Below are 14,634 nucleotides of genomic sequence, written 5' to 3'. Positions count from 1 at the left end.
ATGTTTTGGCGGATGAGAGAAGATTTTCAGCCTGATACAGATTAAATCAGAACGCAGAAGCGGTCTGATAAAACAGAATTTGCCTGGCGGCCGTAGCGCGGTGGTCCCACCTGACCCCATGCCGAACTCAGAAGTGAAACGCCGTAGCGCCGATGGTAGTGTGGGGTCTCCCCATGCGAGAGTAGGGAACTGCCAGGCATCAAATTAAGCAGAAGGCCATCCGTCAGGATGGCCTTTTTGCATTGGCGCAGAAAAAAATGCCGGATGCGACGCTGGCGCGTCTTATCCAGCCTACTCTTGCTTATCCGTTCTGCTTTTGCATCCACTCCACCACAAAATCAGCCAGCCCCTCAACATCATTAATATCCAGTAATGCGACATCAAGATTAAGCGGCACATCACTGGCTACAGCAATAACATGCCTGTCTATCACTAATTCTTCAGGTCGATGTCCGGCTCCATCGCGAAACAGCACAATCTTTGCGATCTCTTCATGCTTAAACCCTTCGACCAGAATCAAATCCAGCTTTGAGGTATCCATTCGACTTGCGAGAAACTGTAGATCCAGCTCTTCTTCGTCTGGTGTTTCCGTCATCAAGGCCCATCGTTGCTGGCTGGCAACGATGGTTTGTGCCGCGCCAGCCTTGCGCAGTTCATAGCTATCTTTGCCTGGCTTATCAACATCCATATCATGGTGCGTATGCTTAATCAGCCCTGGACGGATCCCTCTGGCGCATAATGCCGGGATCAGTTTTTTCAAAAGCGTAGTTTTTCCGGTACCACTCCACGCGGCAAAGGCGAGTAACGGTATCATCGTTTTTCCTGCCATCGGGCAAGCTCCTCTGGCGTATTCACGTTAACAAATGCATCTTTATGATCGCTGAAATCAACCGCATGACCGCCAGCCAGACGCATAAATGCCATTACCCGACGTTCTCCTGCTTGCAGATATTCTTGTAATAACGGTTCAATAGCGCGGTTTACCAGAGCAATAGTCGGGTGATCGCGTTCACCGTCATGGACCCACACGACAGGCGCATCTTTGCGCTGATGATTAAGCCTGGCTGCTAAATCAGGGGGAATGTAAGGCGTATCGCACGGGCAAAACAAAAACCACTCACCAGCTTCCTGCTGCATCACTGAAAGCATTCCTGCCAGAGGGCCTGGGTAATCCGCCAGTGAATCTTCAATCACTTTCAGACCGCCTGCCTGATAGATTTCCTGATGACGATTAGCATTAACCACGACGTGAGAGAGCTGCGTCATAAGCGCGTCAGCGACATGTTGCCACAGCGGTTTGCCATTTAAGTCCAGCAATCCTTTATCTACGCCGCCCATTCGTCTGGCTTTACCGCCTGCCAGCACAACGCCTGTTATCGTCGTCATCAGATTCACCGATATCGCCTCTTTTATTGTGGGATTGACCCTGCTAACGTGTCTGTCTCAAGAGTAAGGAGCATCACTATGAAATGTAAACGTCTGAATGAAGTTATTGAACTCCTCCAGCCAGCCTGGCAAAAAGAGCCAGACCTTAACCTGTTGCAATTTTTGCAGAAACTGGCGAAAGAGTCAGGTTTTGACGGCGAACTGGCGGATTTGACGGATGACATTCTGATCTATCACCTGAAAATGCGTGATTCCGCGAAAGATGCGGTGATCCCGGGTTTGCAGAAAGATTATGAAGAAGACTTCAAAACGGCGCTGTTACGTGCTCGCGGCGTAATTAAAGAGTAAAAGCTTGTAAGCGGTGCCACCAAAATCATCGTGAAATGATATCCTTCATCATTCGTAATGTTTTCCGGATGATGGGATGAACAACAGCGCTTTTACTTTCCAGACACTACACCCGGATACCATCATGGACGCTCTGTTTGAGCATGGGATCCGGGTGGATTCCGGTCTTACCCCGCTTAACAGCTATGAAAACCGTGTCTATCAATTTCAGGACGAAGATCGTCGACGTTTTGTCGTCAAATTTTATCGTCCTGAACGTTGGACAGCCGATCAAATCCTCGAAGAACATCAATTTGCGTTGCAGCTGGTAAATGATGAAGTTCCGGTCGCAGCACCTGTGGCCTTTAACGGTCAGACTTTATTGAATCATCAGGGATTTTATTTCGCTGTTTTTCCAAGCGTCGGTGGTCGCCAGTTCGAAGCTGATAATATCGATCAGATGGAAGCGGTTGGGCGTTATTTAGGGCGTATGCACCAGACGGGGCGCAAACAGCTTTTTATCCATCGCCCGACCATCGGTCTGAATGAATATCTCATTGAGCCACGCAAGCTGTTTGAGGACGCTACACTGATACCTTCCGGGTTGAAAGCGCCATTCCTGAAAGCGACAGATGAGCTGATCGCCGCCGTTACAGCACACTGGCGGGAAGATTTCACCGTTCTGCGGCTACATGGAGACTGCCACGCCGGGAATATTCTCTGGCGCGATGGTCCAATGTTTGTTGATCTGGATGATGCACGTAATGGTCCAGCTATTCAGGATTTGTGGATGTTGCTCAATGGCGATAAAGCCGAGCAGCGGATGCAACTGGAAACTATTATTGAAGCTTATGAAGAATTTAGCGAGTTCGACACCGCTGAAATCGGACTGATTGAACCTTTACGCGCCATGCGTTTGGTTTATTATCTTGCCTGGCTAATGCGGCGTTGGGCTGATCCCGCGTTCCCGAAAAATTTCCCGTGGTTAACCGGGGAAGATTACTGGCTACGACAGACGGCGACTTTTATAGAACAGGCAAAAGTTCTACAAGAACCCCCTTTGCAATTAACACCTATGTATTAATCGGAGAGAGTAGATCATGAAAAAGATTTGGCTGGCGCTGGCTGGTTTAGTTTTAGCGTTTAGCGCATCGGCGGCGCAGTATGAAGATGGTAAACAGTACACTACCCTGGAAAAACCGGTAGCTGGCGCGCCGCAAGTGCTGGAGTTTTTCTCTTTCTTCTGCCCGCACTGCTATCAGTTTGAAGAAGTTCTGCATATTTCTGATAATGTGAAGAAAAAACTGCCGGAAGGCGTGAAGATGACTAAATACCACGTCAACTTCATGGGTGGTGACCTGGGCAAAGATCTGACTCAGGCATGGGCTGTGGCGATGGCGCTGGGCGTGGAAGACAAAGTCACTGTTCCGCTGTTTGAAGGCGTACAGAAAACCCAGACCATTCGTTCAGCATCTGATATCCGCGATGTATTTATCAACGCAGGTATTAAAGGTGAAGAGTACGACGCGGCGTGGAACAGCTTCGTGGTCAAATCTCTGGTCGCTCAGCAGGAAAAAGCTGCAGCTGACGTGCAATTGCGTGGCGTTCCGGCGATGTTTGTTAACGGTAAATATCAGCTGAATCCGCAGGGTATGGATACCAGCAATATGGATGTTTTTGTTCAGCAGTATGCTGATACAGTGAAATATCTGTCCGAGAAAAAATAATTCAATGTAAATTACATAAGGCCCGTGAATATTCACGGGTTTTTTTTATTATTTAATAAATATAAATACATTCTGATAATGCGTCCTGCCGCTGGACATTATTTCAGCATAAGCGGATATTTAAAGTTTTGCTGTTTTATCAGGGAATATTTATATGATACGTAAGTCAGCTACAGGTGTTATTGTTGCGTTAGCCGTAATCTGGGGTGGTGGCACATGGTACACAGGTACGCAAATTCAGCCTGGTGTCGAAAAGTTTATTAAAGATTTTAACGATGCTAAAAAGAAAGGTGAACATGCCTACGATATGACGTTAAGTTATAAAAATTTTGACAAAGGTTTTTTTAATTCTCGTTTTCAAATGCAAATGACATTCGATAACGATGCACCCGATCTCAATATCAAGCCAGGCCAGAAAGTTGTATTTGATGTGGATGTTGAGCACGGTCCGTTGCCCATCACAATGTTAATGCATGGTAATGTCATCCCAGCACTGGCAGCGGCAAAAGTGAACTTAGTGAATAATGAACTGACACAACCGCTATTTATCGCCGCGAAAAATAAATCGCCCGTGGAAGCGACATTGCGATTCGCGTTTGGTGGCTCATTCTCTACGACATTAGATGTTGCCCCTGCAGAGTATGGAAAGTTTTCTTTTGGTGAGGGCCAGTTTACTTTTAATGGTGATGGTAGTTCATTGTCTAACCTGGATATTGAAGGCAAAGTCGAAGATATTGTTCTGCAATTATCACCAATGAACAAAGTAACAGCAAAAAGTTTTACCATTGATTCTCTGGCGCGATTAGAAGAAAAGAAATTTCCGGTTGGTGAAAGCGAGTCGAAATTTAATCAGATTAACATTATCAATCACGGGGAAGACGTTGCCCAAATCGATGCTTTCGTTGCAAAAACCAGGCTGGATCGCGTTAAAGACAAAGATTATATCAATGTCAATCTGACCTACGAACTTGATAAGTTAACAAAAGGGAATCAGCAACTCGGTAGTGGTGAGTGGTCATTGATTGCTGAATCTATTGATCCCTCAGCAGTGCGCCAATTTATCATCCAGTATAACATTGCGATGCAGAAGCAGCTTGCTGCACATCCTGAGTTAGCAAACGATGAAGTTGCTCTGCAAGAAGTGAATGCTGCATTGTTCAAAGAGTATTTACCGTTATTACAACAAAGTGAGCCGGCCATTAAACAACCGGTAAGATGGAAGAACGCACTCGGCGAACTAAATGCCAATCTGGATATCAGTATTGCCGACCCAGCCAAATCTTCATCATCCACAAACAAAGATATCAAATCGCTCAATTTTGATGTGAAGTTACCGCTTAATGTCGCCACAGAAACCGCAAAACAGCTTAATTTATCTGAAGGAATGGATGCGGAAAAAGCGCAAAAGCAGGCTGATAAACAAATCAGCGGGATGATGACATTAGGTCAGATGTTTCAGTTAATCACGATTGACAACAATACCGCCTCGCTGCAGCTGCGTTATACACCGGGTAAAGTTGTTTTTAACGGACAGGAGATGAGCGAAGAAGAATTTATGTCTCGTGCCGGACGTTTTGTTCATTAAAATACTCACTCGCCTCTGCTCATTCAGAGGCGAGTAAAACTTACTTATTCTGACGCTGTGATGACATGAGAGACGTCAGAAGCCGGTCTTTTTCCTGCCACAATGAGTTCAGCCATTGCTGAAAATGGCGCTTAAAGCTTTTGTCATTGATGTAGTCGCCATGTAACTCATCGGCAATAGGCTGTAAATCCACATGTACGACAATCCGCGTCAGTTTACCGCTTAACATATCGAAGAACGGCTGACGGTTATTGTCCGGATAACACAGCGTAACATTAAGCAGTTTATCGAATTGTTTACCCAGTACATTTAGCGCCATCGCAATGCCTGCCGCCTTTGGTGGCAACAAGTTTTGAAAAGTGGAGTGGGTTTGCTGATGTTTTTCTTGCGTGAAACGGGAGCCTTCAACGAAATTGACAATGGTGGTGGGATGCAGGCGAAACTTTTCACAAGAACGCCGAGTGGTTTCAACATCTTTACCACGTCGCTCCGGATGACGTAATAAATAAGCGCGGGAATAACGCTTCATAAACGGCATATCCAGCGCCCAGCACGCCAGGCCAAGAAATGGCACCCAGGCCAGCTGTTGCTTGAGGAAATATTTATTCATCGGAATGTGCTTACGAAACAGCACGCACAGTACGACAATATCTGCCCAACTACGGTGGTTACAAATAAGCAGATACCAGTTCTTCTTACTTAACCCTTCCAGCCCGTGAACTTCCCATTGCAGGTGTGGGTTCAGATGCAGTAATACCGCCAGACCTTCACACCAGCAATACATCATAAAATCACAAAAACGCGAAACCTTTCGCCAAATGACTGGCACAGGTAGCAATAGTTTTACAATCCCGGCAATGATGATCGGGACGGAACAAAAAATAGTGACCAAAATGGTCAATACGATACTCAGCAAAAGGGTTATCGCAGCGAGTATTCTCGTCATAATGAATTTATTCAAAAGGTTAGCCATAGACAGTGCGCTAAAGAAGCGCAAGGCGCAGATTTTAGCAGAAAACGACCCAAATAACGGATGATCCTTAAGGAGAAAAATAATTCATATCTATCCACATTAGAAAAAATCCCATTATCTCAATTATCAGGGATGGCTTTACTTTTAACTGCATGAAAAACAAAGACAAGCATCATGCTGTAAAAAGCATGATAATAAATTAAAAGCGATGTAAATAATTTATGCACAAAGTTATCCACATGACGATTTGCGAGCGATCCAGAAGATCTACAAAAGATTTTCACGAAAAGCGGTGAAAAACTCATGTTTTTATCCTGTCTGTGGCATCCTTTACCCATAATCTGATAAACAGGCACGGACATTATGGTTCAGATCCCCCAAAATCCACTTATCCTTGTAGATGGTTCATCTTATCTTTATCGCGCATATCACGCGTTTCCTCCGCTGACTAACAGCGCAGGCGAGCCGACCGGTGCGATGTATGGTGTCCTCAACATGCTGCGCAGTCTGATCATGCAATATAAACCGACGCATGCAGCGGTGGTCTTTGACGCCAAGGGAAAAACCTTTCGTGATGAACTGTTTGAACATTACAAATCACATCGCCCGCCAATGCCGGACGATCTGCGTGCACAAATCGAACCCTTGCACGCGATGGTTAAAGCGATGGGACTGCCGCTGCTGGCGGTTTCTGGCGTAGAAGCGGACGACGTTATCGGTACTCTGGCGCGCGAAGCCGAAAAAGCCGGGCGTCCGGTGCTGATCAGCACTGGCGATAAAGATATGGCGCAGCTGGTGACGCCAAATATTACGCTTATCAATACCATGACGAATACCATCCTCGGACCGGAAGAGGTGGTGAATAAGTACGGCGTGCCGCCAGAACTGATCATCGATTTCCTGGCGCTGATGGGTGACTCCTCTGATAACATTCCTGGCGTACCGGGCGTCGGTGAAAAAACCGCGCAGGCATTGCTGCAAGGTCTTGGCGGGCTGGATACGCTGTATGCCGAGCCAGAAAAAATTGCTGGGTTGAGCTTCCGTGGCGCGAAAACAATGGCAGCGAAGCTCGAGCAAAACAAAGAAGTTGCTTATCTCTCATACCAGCTGGCGACGATTAAAACCGACGTTGAACTGGAGCTGACCTGTGAACAACTGGAAGTGCAGCAACCGGCAGCGGAAGAGTTGTTGGGGCTGTTCAAAAAGTATGAGTTCAAACGCTGGACTGCTGATGTCGAAGCGGGCAAATGGTTACAGGCCAAAGGGGCAAAACCCGCCGCGAAGCCACAGGAAACCAGTGTTGCAGACGAAGCACCAGAAGTGACGGCAACGGTGATTTCTTATGACAACTACGTCACCATCCTTGATGAAGAAACACTGAAAGCGTGGATTGCGAAGCTGGAAAAAGCGCCGGTATTTGCATTTGATACCGAAACCGACAGCCTTGATAACATCTCTGCTAACCTGGTCGGGCTTTCTTTTGCTATCGAGCCAGGCGTAGCGGCATATATTCCGGTTGCTCATGATTATCTTGATGCGCCCGATCAAATCTCTCGCGAGCGTGCACTCGAGTTGCTAAAACCGCTGCTGGAAGATGAAAAGGCGCTGAAGGTCGGGCAAAACCTGAAATACGATCGCGGTATTCTGGCGAATTACGGCATTGAGCTGCGTGGGATTGCGTTTGATACCATGCTGGAGTCCTACATTCTCAATAGCGTTGCCGGGCGTCACGATATGGACAGCCTCGCGGAACGTTGGTTGAAGCACAAAACCATCACTTTTGAAGAGATTGCGGGTAAAGGCAAAAATCAACTGACCTTTAACCAGATTGCCCTCGAAGAGGCCGGACGTTACGCCGCCGAAGATGCGGATGTCACCTTGCAGTTGCATCTGAAAATGTGGCCAGATCTGCAAAAACACAAAGGGCCGTTGAACGTCTTCGAGAATATCGAAATGCCGCTGGTGCCGGTGCTTTCACGCATTGAACGTAACGGTGTGAAGATCGATCCGAAAGTGCTGCACAATCATTCTGAAGAGCTTACCTTGCGTCTGGCTGAGCTGGAAAAGAAAGCGCATGAAATTGCAGGTGAGGAATTTAACCTTTCTTCCACCAAGCAGTTACAAACCATTCTATTTGAAAAACAGGGCATTAAACCGCTGAAGAAAACGCCGGGTGGCGCGCCGTCAACGTCGGAAGAGGTACTGGAAGAACTGGCGCTGGACTATCCGTTGCCAAAAGTGATTCTGGAGTATCGTGGTCTGGCGAAGCTGAAATCGACCTACACCGACAAGCTGCCGCTGATGATCAACCCGAAAACCGGGCGTGTGCATACCTCTTATCACCAGGCAGTAACTGCAACGGGACGTTTATCGTCAACCGATCCTAACCTGCAAAACATTCCGGTACGTAACGAAGAAGGTCGCCGTATCCGCCAGGCGTTTATTGCGCCAGAGGATTATGTGATTGTCTCAGCGGACTACTCGCAGATTGAACTGCGCATTATGGCGCATCTCTCGCGTGACAAAGGCTTGCTGACCGCATTCGCGGAAGGAAAAGATATCCACCGGGCAACGGCGGCAGAAGTGTTTGGTTTGCCACTGGAAACCGTCACCAGCGAGCAACGCCGTAGCGCGAAAGCGATCAACTTTGGTCTGATTTATGGCATGAGTGCTTTCGGTCTGGCGCGGCAATTGAACATTCCACGTAAAGAAGCGCAGAAGTACATGGACCTTTACTTCGAACGCTACCCTGGCGTGCTGGAGTATATGGAACGCACCCGTGCTCAGGCGAAAGAGCAGGGCTACGTTGAAACGCTGGACGGACGCCGTCTGTATCTGCCGGATATCAAATCCAGCAATGGTGCTCGTCGTGCAGCGGCTGAACGTGCAGCCATTAACGCGCCAATGCAGGGAACCGCCGCCGACATTATCAAACGGGCGATGATTGCCGTTGATGCGTGGTTACAGGCTGAGCAACCGCGTGTACGTATGATCATGCAGGTACACGATGAACTGGTATTTGAAGTTCATAGAGATGATGTCGATGCCGTTGCGAAGCAGATTCATCAACTGATGGAAAACTGTACCCGTCTGGATGTGCCGTTGCTGGTGGAAGTGGGGAGTGGCGAAAACTGGGATCAGGCGCACTAAGATTCGCCTGAACATGCCCTTTTTTCGTAAGTAAGCAACATAAGCTGTCACGTTTTGTGATGGCTATTAGAAATTCCTATGCAACAACTGAAAAAAAATTACAAAAAGTGCTTTCTGAACTGAACAAAAAAGAGTAAAGTTAGTCGCGTAGGGTACAGAGGTAAGATGTTCTATCTTTCAGACCTTTTACTTCACGTAATCGGATTTGGCTGAATATTTTAGCCGCCCCAGTCAGTAATGACTGGGGCGTTTTTTATTGAGCGAAAGAAAAAATCCGCAATGCCTGATGCGCCATGTTTATCAGGCCAACGGTAGAATTGTAATCTATTGAATTTACGGGCCGGATACGCCACATCCGGCACAAGCATTAAGGCAAGAAAATTATTCGCCGTCCTGCGTTTCTTCTACAGGCTGCATCTCGCTAAACCAGGTATCCAGTTTCTGCCGCAGCTTGTCCACGCCTTGTTTCTTCAACGAAGAAAACGTTTCAACCTGCACATCACCGTTAAACGCCAGTACAGCTTCACGCACCATATTCAATTGCGCTTTACGTGCGCCGCTTGCCAGTTTGTCCGCTTTGGTCAGCAACACCAGCACGGCGATATTGCTGTCTACCGCCCACTCAATCATCTGCTGATCCAAATCTTTCAGCGGATGGCGAATATCCATTAGCACCACCAGACCTTGCAGGCTCTGACGTTTTTCGAGGTACTCGCCGAGCGCGCGCTGCCATTTGCGCTTCATCTCTTCCGGGACTTCCGCATAACCGTACCCAGGCAAGTCAACCAGACGCTTGCCGTCAGCCACTTCAAACAGGTTGATAAGCTGGGTGCGTCCAGGGGTTTTTGAGGTACGAGCCAGGCTTTTCTGGTTAGTCAGCGTGTTCAGCGCGCTGGATTTACCTGCGTTGGAACGGCCTGCAAAAGCCACTTCAATTCCGGTATCGGAAGGTAGGTGGCGAATATCAGGCGCACTCATCACAAAATGCGTCTGTTGATAATTCAAATTAGTCAAAGCGGTCGTCTCCGTCAGTCAAAGCTTTGTGGCGATTATACCTGAACCATAATAAAAGGCGGATTTTTCGGCGTGAGCGTTGTAAGTAAAAGCCATACGCTTTGTGAGACATTGCCGATAGTCTTTATGCGAAATAGCAGAGAAAATTCTGCGATGCATGTCAAATAAGCTATATAAATCAGTGAATTGCTTTTATATAAAACTCTGAAAATGTGCAAATACTGATGGCGGTTGATTGTTTGTTTAAAGCAAAGGCGTAAAGTAACACCCATAGAGCGAGGACGCTAACAGGAACAATGACTCAGGATGAGGGTCAGGAGCGCCAGGAGGCGAAGACAGAGGATTGTCAGGAAGACAAACGTCCGGAGACGTAATTAAACGGAAATGGAATCAACACGGATTGTTCCGGCTAATGGAAAAACAGGGTGTGTTGGCGGCCTGCAAGGATTGTAAGACCCGTTAAGGGTTATGAGTCAGGAAAAAAGGCGACAGAGTAATCTGTCGCCTTTTTTCTTTGCTTGCTTTCTGTTAGATTCCGCCGCAAATCTATACTGAATAAAACGGCTAAAAGACGAACCATTATGAAACCATCTTCACCATCACGCAGCAAAGGTCATGCAAAAGCGCGTCGCAAAACGCGCGAAGAGCTGAATCAGGAAGCTCGTGACCGCAAGCGTCAGAAAAAACGTCGTGGTCATGCGCCGGGCAGCCGCGCAGCGGGCGGTAACACCACGTCAGGCAGCAAAGGCCAGAACGTACCAAAAGATCCACGTATTGGCAGTAAAACCCCTATTCCATTGGGCGTGACTGAAAAAGTCACCAAACAGCACAAACCGAAGAGTGAGAAACCTATGCTTTCACCGCAGGCGGAGTTGGAGTTACTGGAAACGGATGAGCGTCTGGATGCGCTGCTGGAACGTCTGGAAGCAGGCGAAACCCTGAGTGCCGAAGAGCAATCCTGGGTGGATGCTAAACTGGATCGTATTGATGAGTTGATGCAGAAACTCGGCCTCTCTTATGACGATGACGAAGAAGAGGAAGAAGACGAGAAGCAAGAAGACATGATGCGTCTGCTGCGGGGCAACTAACGGATTGCCGCCGTGGGCCTTCCCGTTCTGCTGATAACCCTTCCGGTTATATGTTATCTGGTGTGGTTATTCGTTAAACTACAGCGGTTGTCGCGGCGACAAAAGTGGCTGCGCAACCGGCTGATGACCCGAAACGGGCATCCGCCGGTACGCCGTAGCCGCCAGAGACGCCATCGGAAGGAGTGAGCATGTCTGTACAGCAAATCGACTGGGATCTGGCCCTGATCCAGAAATATAACTATTCCGGGCCACGATACACCTCGTACCCGACCGCGCTGGAGTTTTCAGAAGACTTCGGCGAACAGGCGTTTTTACAAGCCGTGGCGCGCTATCCTGAGCGTCCATTATCTCTCTACGTACATATCCCGTTCTGCCATAAGCTTTGTTACTTCTGCGGTTGCAATAAGATTGTTACTCGCCAGCAGCACAAGGCCGATCAGTATCTGGACGCGCTGGAGCAAGAAATCGTCCATCGTGCACCGCTGTTCGCCGGGCGTCACGTCAGCCAATTGCACTGGGGCGGCGGAACGCCGACGTATCTGAATAAAGCGCAAATCAGCCGCCTGATGAAGCTGCTGCGCGAAAACTTCCAGTTCAATGCCGATGCGGAGATTTCGATCGAAGTCGATCCGCGGGAAATCGAACTGGATGTACTCGATCATTTACGCGCCGAAGGCTTTAATCGCCTGAGCATGGGCGTGCAGGACTTCAACAAAGAAGTGCAACGTCTGGTTAACCGCGAGCAGGATGAAGAGTTCATCTTTGCACTGCTTAACCATGCGCGTGAGATTGGTTTTACCTCCACCAACATCGACCTGATTTACGGCCTGCCGAAACAGACGCCGGAGAGTTTCGCCTTTACCCTGAAACGTGTGGCGGAGCTGAACCCCGATCGTCTGAGTGTCTTTAACTACGCGCATCTGCCGACCATTTTTGCTGCTCAGCGCAAAATCAAAGATGCTGACCTGCCGAGTCCGCAGCAAAAACTCGATATCCTGCAGGAAACCATCGCCTTCCTGACGCAATCGGGCTATCAGTTTATCGGTATGGATCACTTTGCCCGTCCGGATGACGAGCTGGCGGTGGCCCAGCGTGAAGGCGTGCTGCATCGTAACTTCCAGGGCTACACCACTCAGGGCGATACCGATCTGCTGGGGATGGGCGTTTCCGCCATCAGCATGATTGGCGACTGCTACGCGCAGAACCAGAAAGAGTTGAAGCAGTACTATCAGCAAGTGGATGAACAAGGCAATGCGCTGTGGCGTGGTATTGCGCTAACGCGTGATGACTGTATTCGCCGCGATGTGATTAAGTCGCTCATCTGCAACTTCCGTCTGGATTACGCCCCTATTGAGAAACAGTGGGATTTGCACTTCGCTGATTACTTTGCGGAAGATCTCAAGCTGCTCGCCCCGTTAGCAAAAGATGGGCTGGTGGATGTGGATGAGAAGGGGATTCAGGTGACGGCGAAAGGTCGCTTGCTGATCCGCAACATTTGCATGTGCTTTGATACCTATCTGCGCCAGAAAGCGCGGATGCAGCAGTTCTCACGGGTGATTTAAATAGTGAATGGCGCTTCGTTTACAAAGTAGAAAACGAAAGCGCCATCAATGTGCTGAGAACAAGATTGCCTGATGCGCTACGCTTATCAGGCCTACAAAACCTGTTGAAAATATTGCTTTTGTAGGCCGGATAAGGCGTTCACGCCGCATCCGGCATGAACAAAGAGCACTTCATCAGCAATCTGAAACTCAACTAAACAGCCCAATCATTGCGGCACACAGCACGGCAGCAACGGCAGTTTGCGGTGTGTGGCTGTCAACTGCGCCACTCGATACCAGATTAATTATTGATTCCAGCATAATGACTCTCCCCGTTTTCCGGGCAAGATCATACTGAACTTATCGGAACAGTAAAGCGCAAAATACCAGCAATTTGCGCTCAATAATCAATCTTTACACACAAGCCGTGAATCACTCCATCCCTAGCTCTTTTAACTTACGCGTCAGAGTGTTGCGGCCCCAGCCGAGTAGCCGCGCCGCTTCCTGTTTATGCCCCTGCGTATGTCGCAACGCGGTCGTCAGTAACGTCCGCTCCAGCTCTGGCTGCGCTTCGGAAAGCAGATTTTGATGACCGGAACGTAGCGCTCTGTCTGCCCACTGCGCAAGAAGCGTCGCCCAACTGTCCGGTTGCATTTGCGAAGTACTCTCCGCAACCGTTGATTCAAACAGTTCGCCAGGCAAATCCTGAATCAACACTTCCTGTCCGGCAGCCATTACCGTTAGCCAGCGGCAGGTGTTTTCCAGCTGGCGCACGTTGCCTGGCCACGCCAGACGCGTCAACGCGGCTTCGGTTTCCGGATGCAGCAACTTCGCTTCTACGCCCAGTTCTCGCGCGGCAACCTGTAAAAAATGGCGCGCCAGGCGGGGAATATCTTCCCGACGCTCACGCAGCGGCGGCAGATGAACGCGGATAACGTTCAGGCGGTGGAACAGATCCTCACGGAACTTACCTTCCTGCACCCGCTGTTCGAGATTCTGGTGAGTGGCAGCGATAATCCGCACATCCACTTTCACCGGCGCATAGCCGCCAACGCGGTAAAACTGGCCGTCTGCCAGCACGCGCAGCAAACGCGTCTGCACATCCAGCGGCATATCGCCAATTTCATCGAGAAATAATGTACCGCCATCAGCCTGTTCAAAACGCCCCTGACGAATGGTATTCGCGCCGGTAAACGCGCCTTTCTCGTGACCAAACAGTTCTGATTCGATCAAATCCTTCGGGATAGCCGCCATATTCAGAGCGATAAATGGCGCTTTGGCTCGCGGACTGTGGCGATGCAGGGCATGAGCGACCAGTTCTTTACCGGTGCCGGATTCGCCGTTAATCAGCACGCTAATAGAAGAACGCGAAAGCCGACCGATAATACGGAACACGTCCTGCATGGCTGGCGCTTCGCCGATGATATCGGTCGTTGGGCCGTTAAGCTGAACATTACGCGGCTGCTGCTGTTCCTGGTAATGACTGATGGCGCGCTCAACCAGCGCCACGGCTTCGTCGATATCAAACGGTTTGGGCAGATAATCAAACGCCCCTTGTTGATAGGCGCTGACGGCAGCATCCAGATCGGAATGTGCGGTCATAATGATGACCGGAAGCATCGGATGGCGCTGTTTAATCTGCTTGAGCAGCGCCAGCCCGTCCATTCCCGGCATACGGATATCTGAAAGCAGCACATCCGGCGTTTTGCTCGCCAGCGCCTCCAGTACCTCCGCGCCGTTCTCAAATGTCGTACAGGTTAAACCCGCTCCAGCGAGCGCACGTTCAAGCACCCAACGGATGGAACTATCGTCATCGACTACCCAGACTATCCCTCGTTGCATA

General features: G+C 49.0%; 13 protein-coding genes, 1 rRNA gene and 1 pseudogene. 9 read left to right on the top strand and 6 right to left on the bottom strand.

The window, feature by feature from the left end; translation table 11 throughout:
- The first annotated feature begins 82 nt into the window (after nt 1-82).
- Nucleotides 83-198: ribosomal RNA gene (rrf, locus tag AB4H76_RS22380) — 5S ribosomal RNA — on the top strand.
- A 103-nt stretch (nt 199-301) separates the two neighbouring features.
- Here rrf and mobB read toward each other — a convergent pair.
- Both mobB and mobA read right to left on the bottom strand, forming a co-directional pair.
- Nucleotides 302-829 (bottom strand): molybdopterin-guanine dinucleotide biosynthesis protein MobB, encoded by a 528-nt coding sequence (gene mobB / locus AB4H76_RS22375; RefSeq protein WP_000907622.1) that lies wholly within the window; start codon nt 827-829, stop codon nt 302-304.
- Nucleotides 811-1,395, bottom strand: a complete 585-nt coding sequence (gene mobA / locus AB4H76_RS22370) for a molybdenum cofactor guanylyltransferase MobA (protein WP_077492457.1) — start codon at nt 1,393-1,395, stop codon at nt 811-813. The genes mobB and mobA overlap by 19 nt, the downstream gene beginning before the upstream one ends.
- Before the next feature lie 69 nt (nt 1,396-1,464).
- Between mobA and AB4H76_RS22365 the strand changes: the two genes are divergently transcribed.
- The 4 genes from AB4H76_RS22365 to AB4H76_RS22350 all read left to right on the top strand — a co-directional run bounded on the left by AB4H76_RS22365 (nt 1,465) and on the right by AB4H76_RS22350 (nt 5,025).
- Entirely contained in the window at nt 1,465-1,734 is a 270-nt protein-coding gene (locus AB4H76_RS22365; RefSeq protein ID WP_001295263.1) for a YihD family protein, read from the top strand.
- Nucleotides 1,735-1,810: 76 nt separating this feature from the next.
- Entirely contained in the window at nt 1,811-2,797 is a 987-nt protein-coding gene (gene srkA / locus AB4H76_RS22360; RefSeq protein ID WP_085452753.1) for a stress response kinase SrkA, read from the top strand.
- Between the two features lie 16 nt (nt 2,798-2,813).
- Nucleotides 2,814-3,440 (top strand): thiol:disulfide interchange protein DsbA, encoded by a 627-nt coding sequence (gene dsbA / locus AB4H76_RS22355; protein ID WP_000725337.1) that lies wholly within the window; start codon nt 2,814-2,816, stop codon nt 3,438-3,440.
- Between the two features lie 154 nt (nt 3,441-3,594).
- Nucleotides 3,595-5,025 carry a YdgA family protein gene (locus AB4H76_RS22350; RefSeq protein WP_077491707.1) on the top strand — a complete coding sequence of 477 codons (1,431 nt, stop codon included), beginning with the start codon at nt 3,595-3,597 and terminating at the stop codon, nt 5,023-5,025.
- A gap of 40 nt (nt 5,026-5,065) precedes the next feature.
- Here AB4H76_RS22350 and AB4H76_RS22345 read toward each other — a convergent pair whose 3' ends face one another.
- Entirely contained in the window at nt 5,066-5,998 is a 933-nt protein-coding gene (locus tag AB4H76_RS22345; RefSeq protein WP_001313432.1) for an acyltransferase, read from the bottom strand.
- A 363-nt stretch (nt 5,999-6,361) separates the two neighbouring features.
- On the opposite strand from AB4H76_RS22345, the gene polA reads away from it, so the two are divergent.
- A complete protein-coding gene (polA, locus tag AB4H76_RS22340) occupies nt 6,362-9,148 on the top strand; it encodes a DNA polymerase I (RefSeq protein WP_000250007.1) in 2,787 nt (928 codons plus the stop codon).
- Nucleotides 9,149-9,529: 381 nt separating this feature from the next.
- Here the strand turns inward: polA and yihA are convergent, their stop codons facing one another.
- Nucleotides 9,530-10,162 carry a ribosome biogenesis GTP-binding protein YihA/YsxC gene (gene yihA, locus AB4H76_RS22335; protein ID WP_000183349.1) on the bottom strand — a complete coding sequence of 211 codons (633 nt, stop codon included), beginning with the start codon at nt 10,160-10,162 and terminating at the stop codon, nt 9,530-9,532.
- Between the two features lie 296 nt (nt 10,163-10,458).
- Here yihA and AB4H76_RS22330 point away from each other — a divergent pair.
- The 3 genes and pseudogenes from AB4H76_RS22330 to hemN all read left to right on the top strand — a co-directional run bounded on the left by AB4H76_RS22330 (nt 10,459) and on the right by hemN (nt 12,812).
- A pseudogene (locus AB4H76_RS22330) lies at nt 10,459-10,625 on the top strand (hypothetical protein).
- Nucleotides 10,626-10,743: 118 nt separating this feature from the next.
- A complete protein-coding gene (yihI, locus tag AB4H76_RS22325) occupies nt 10,744-11,250 on the top strand; it encodes a Der GTPase-activating protein YihI (protein ID WP_001351964.1) in 507 nt (168 codons plus the stop codon).
- A 188-nt stretch (nt 11,251-11,438) separates the two neighbouring features.
- Nucleotides 11,439-12,812, top strand: a complete 1,374-nt coding sequence (gene hemN, locus AB4H76_RS22320) for an oxygen-independent coproporphyrinogen III oxidase (RefSeq protein ID WP_000116090.1) — start codon at nt 11,439-11,441, stop codon at nt 12,810-12,812.
- Between the two features lie 189 nt (nt 12,813-13,001).
- On the opposite strand, the gene AB4H76_RS22315 is transcribed toward hemN, so the two are convergent.
- Nucleotides 13,002-13,112 carry a YshB family small membrane protein gene (locus AB4H76_RS22315; protein ID WP_000893994.1) on the bottom strand — a complete coding sequence of 37 codons (111 nt, stop codon included), beginning with the start codon at nt 13,110-13,112 and terminating at the stop codon, nt 13,002-13,004.
- Nucleotides 13,113-13,223: 111 nt separating this feature from the next.
- The gene (gene glnG, locus AB4H76_RS22310) at nt 13,224-14,633 is read right to left on the bottom strand and encodes a nitrogen regulation protein NR(I) (protein ID WP_001188777.1); all 1,410 of its coding nucleotides are present in this window, start codon (nt 14,631-14,633) and stop codon (nt 13,224-13,226) included.
- Between the last annotated feature and the right edge of the window lies 1 nt (nt 14,634).

Origin of the sequence: Escherichia sp. UTM R2 (assembly GCF_048593455.1) — a bacterium.
Classification (GTDB): Bacteria; Pseudomonadota; Gammaproteobacteria; order Enterobacterales; family Enterobacteriaceae; genus Escherichia; species Escherichia coli.
This window is presented reverse-complemented; position numbering and strand designations above follow the sequence as displayed.

Bases quoted from the DNA above. Each gene is read 5' to 3' on its own strand.
- AB4H76_RS22365 (WP_001295263.1), top strand. From the start codon at position 1,465: ATGAAATGTAAACGTCTGAATGAAGTTATTGAACTCCTCCAGCCAGCC.
- dsbA (WP_000725337.1), top strand. From the start codon at position 2,814: ATGAAAAAGATTTGGCTGGCGCTGGCTGGTTTAGTTTTAGCGTTTAGC.
- AB4H76_RS22345 (WP_001313432.1), bottom strand. From the start codon at position 5,998: ATGGCTAACCTTTTGAATAAATTCATTATGACGAGAATACTCGCTGCG.
- yihI (WP_001351964.1), top strand. From the start codon at position 10,744: ATGAAACCATCTTCACCATCACGCAGCAAAGGTCATGCAAAAGCGCGT.
- glnG (WP_001188777.1), bottom strand. From the start codon at position 14,633: ATGCAACGAGGGATAGTCTGGGTAGTCGATGACGATAGTTCCATCCGT.
- AB4H76_RS22315 (WP_000893994.1), bottom strand. From the start codon at position 13,112: ATGCTGGAATCAATAATTAATCTGGTATCGAGTGGCGCAGTTGACAGC.
- hemN (WP_000116090.1), top strand. From the start codon at position 11,439: ATGTCTGTACAGCAAATCGACTGGGATCTGGCCCTGATCCAGAAATAT.
- AB4H76_RS22350 (WP_077491707.1), top strand. From the start codon at position 3,595: ATGATACGTAAGTCAGCTACAGGTGTTATTGTTGCGTTAGCCGTAATC.
- srkA (WP_085452753.1), top strand. From the start codon at position 1,811: ATGAACAACAGCGCTTTTACTTTCCAGACACTACACCCGGATACCATC.
- polA (WP_000250007.1), top strand. From the start codon at position 6,362: ATGGTTCAGATCCCCCAAAATCCACTTATCCTTGTAGATGGTTCATCT.
- mobB (WP_000907622.1), bottom strand. From the start codon at position 829: ATGGCAGGAAAAACGATGATACCGTTACTCGCCTTTGCCGCGTGGAGT.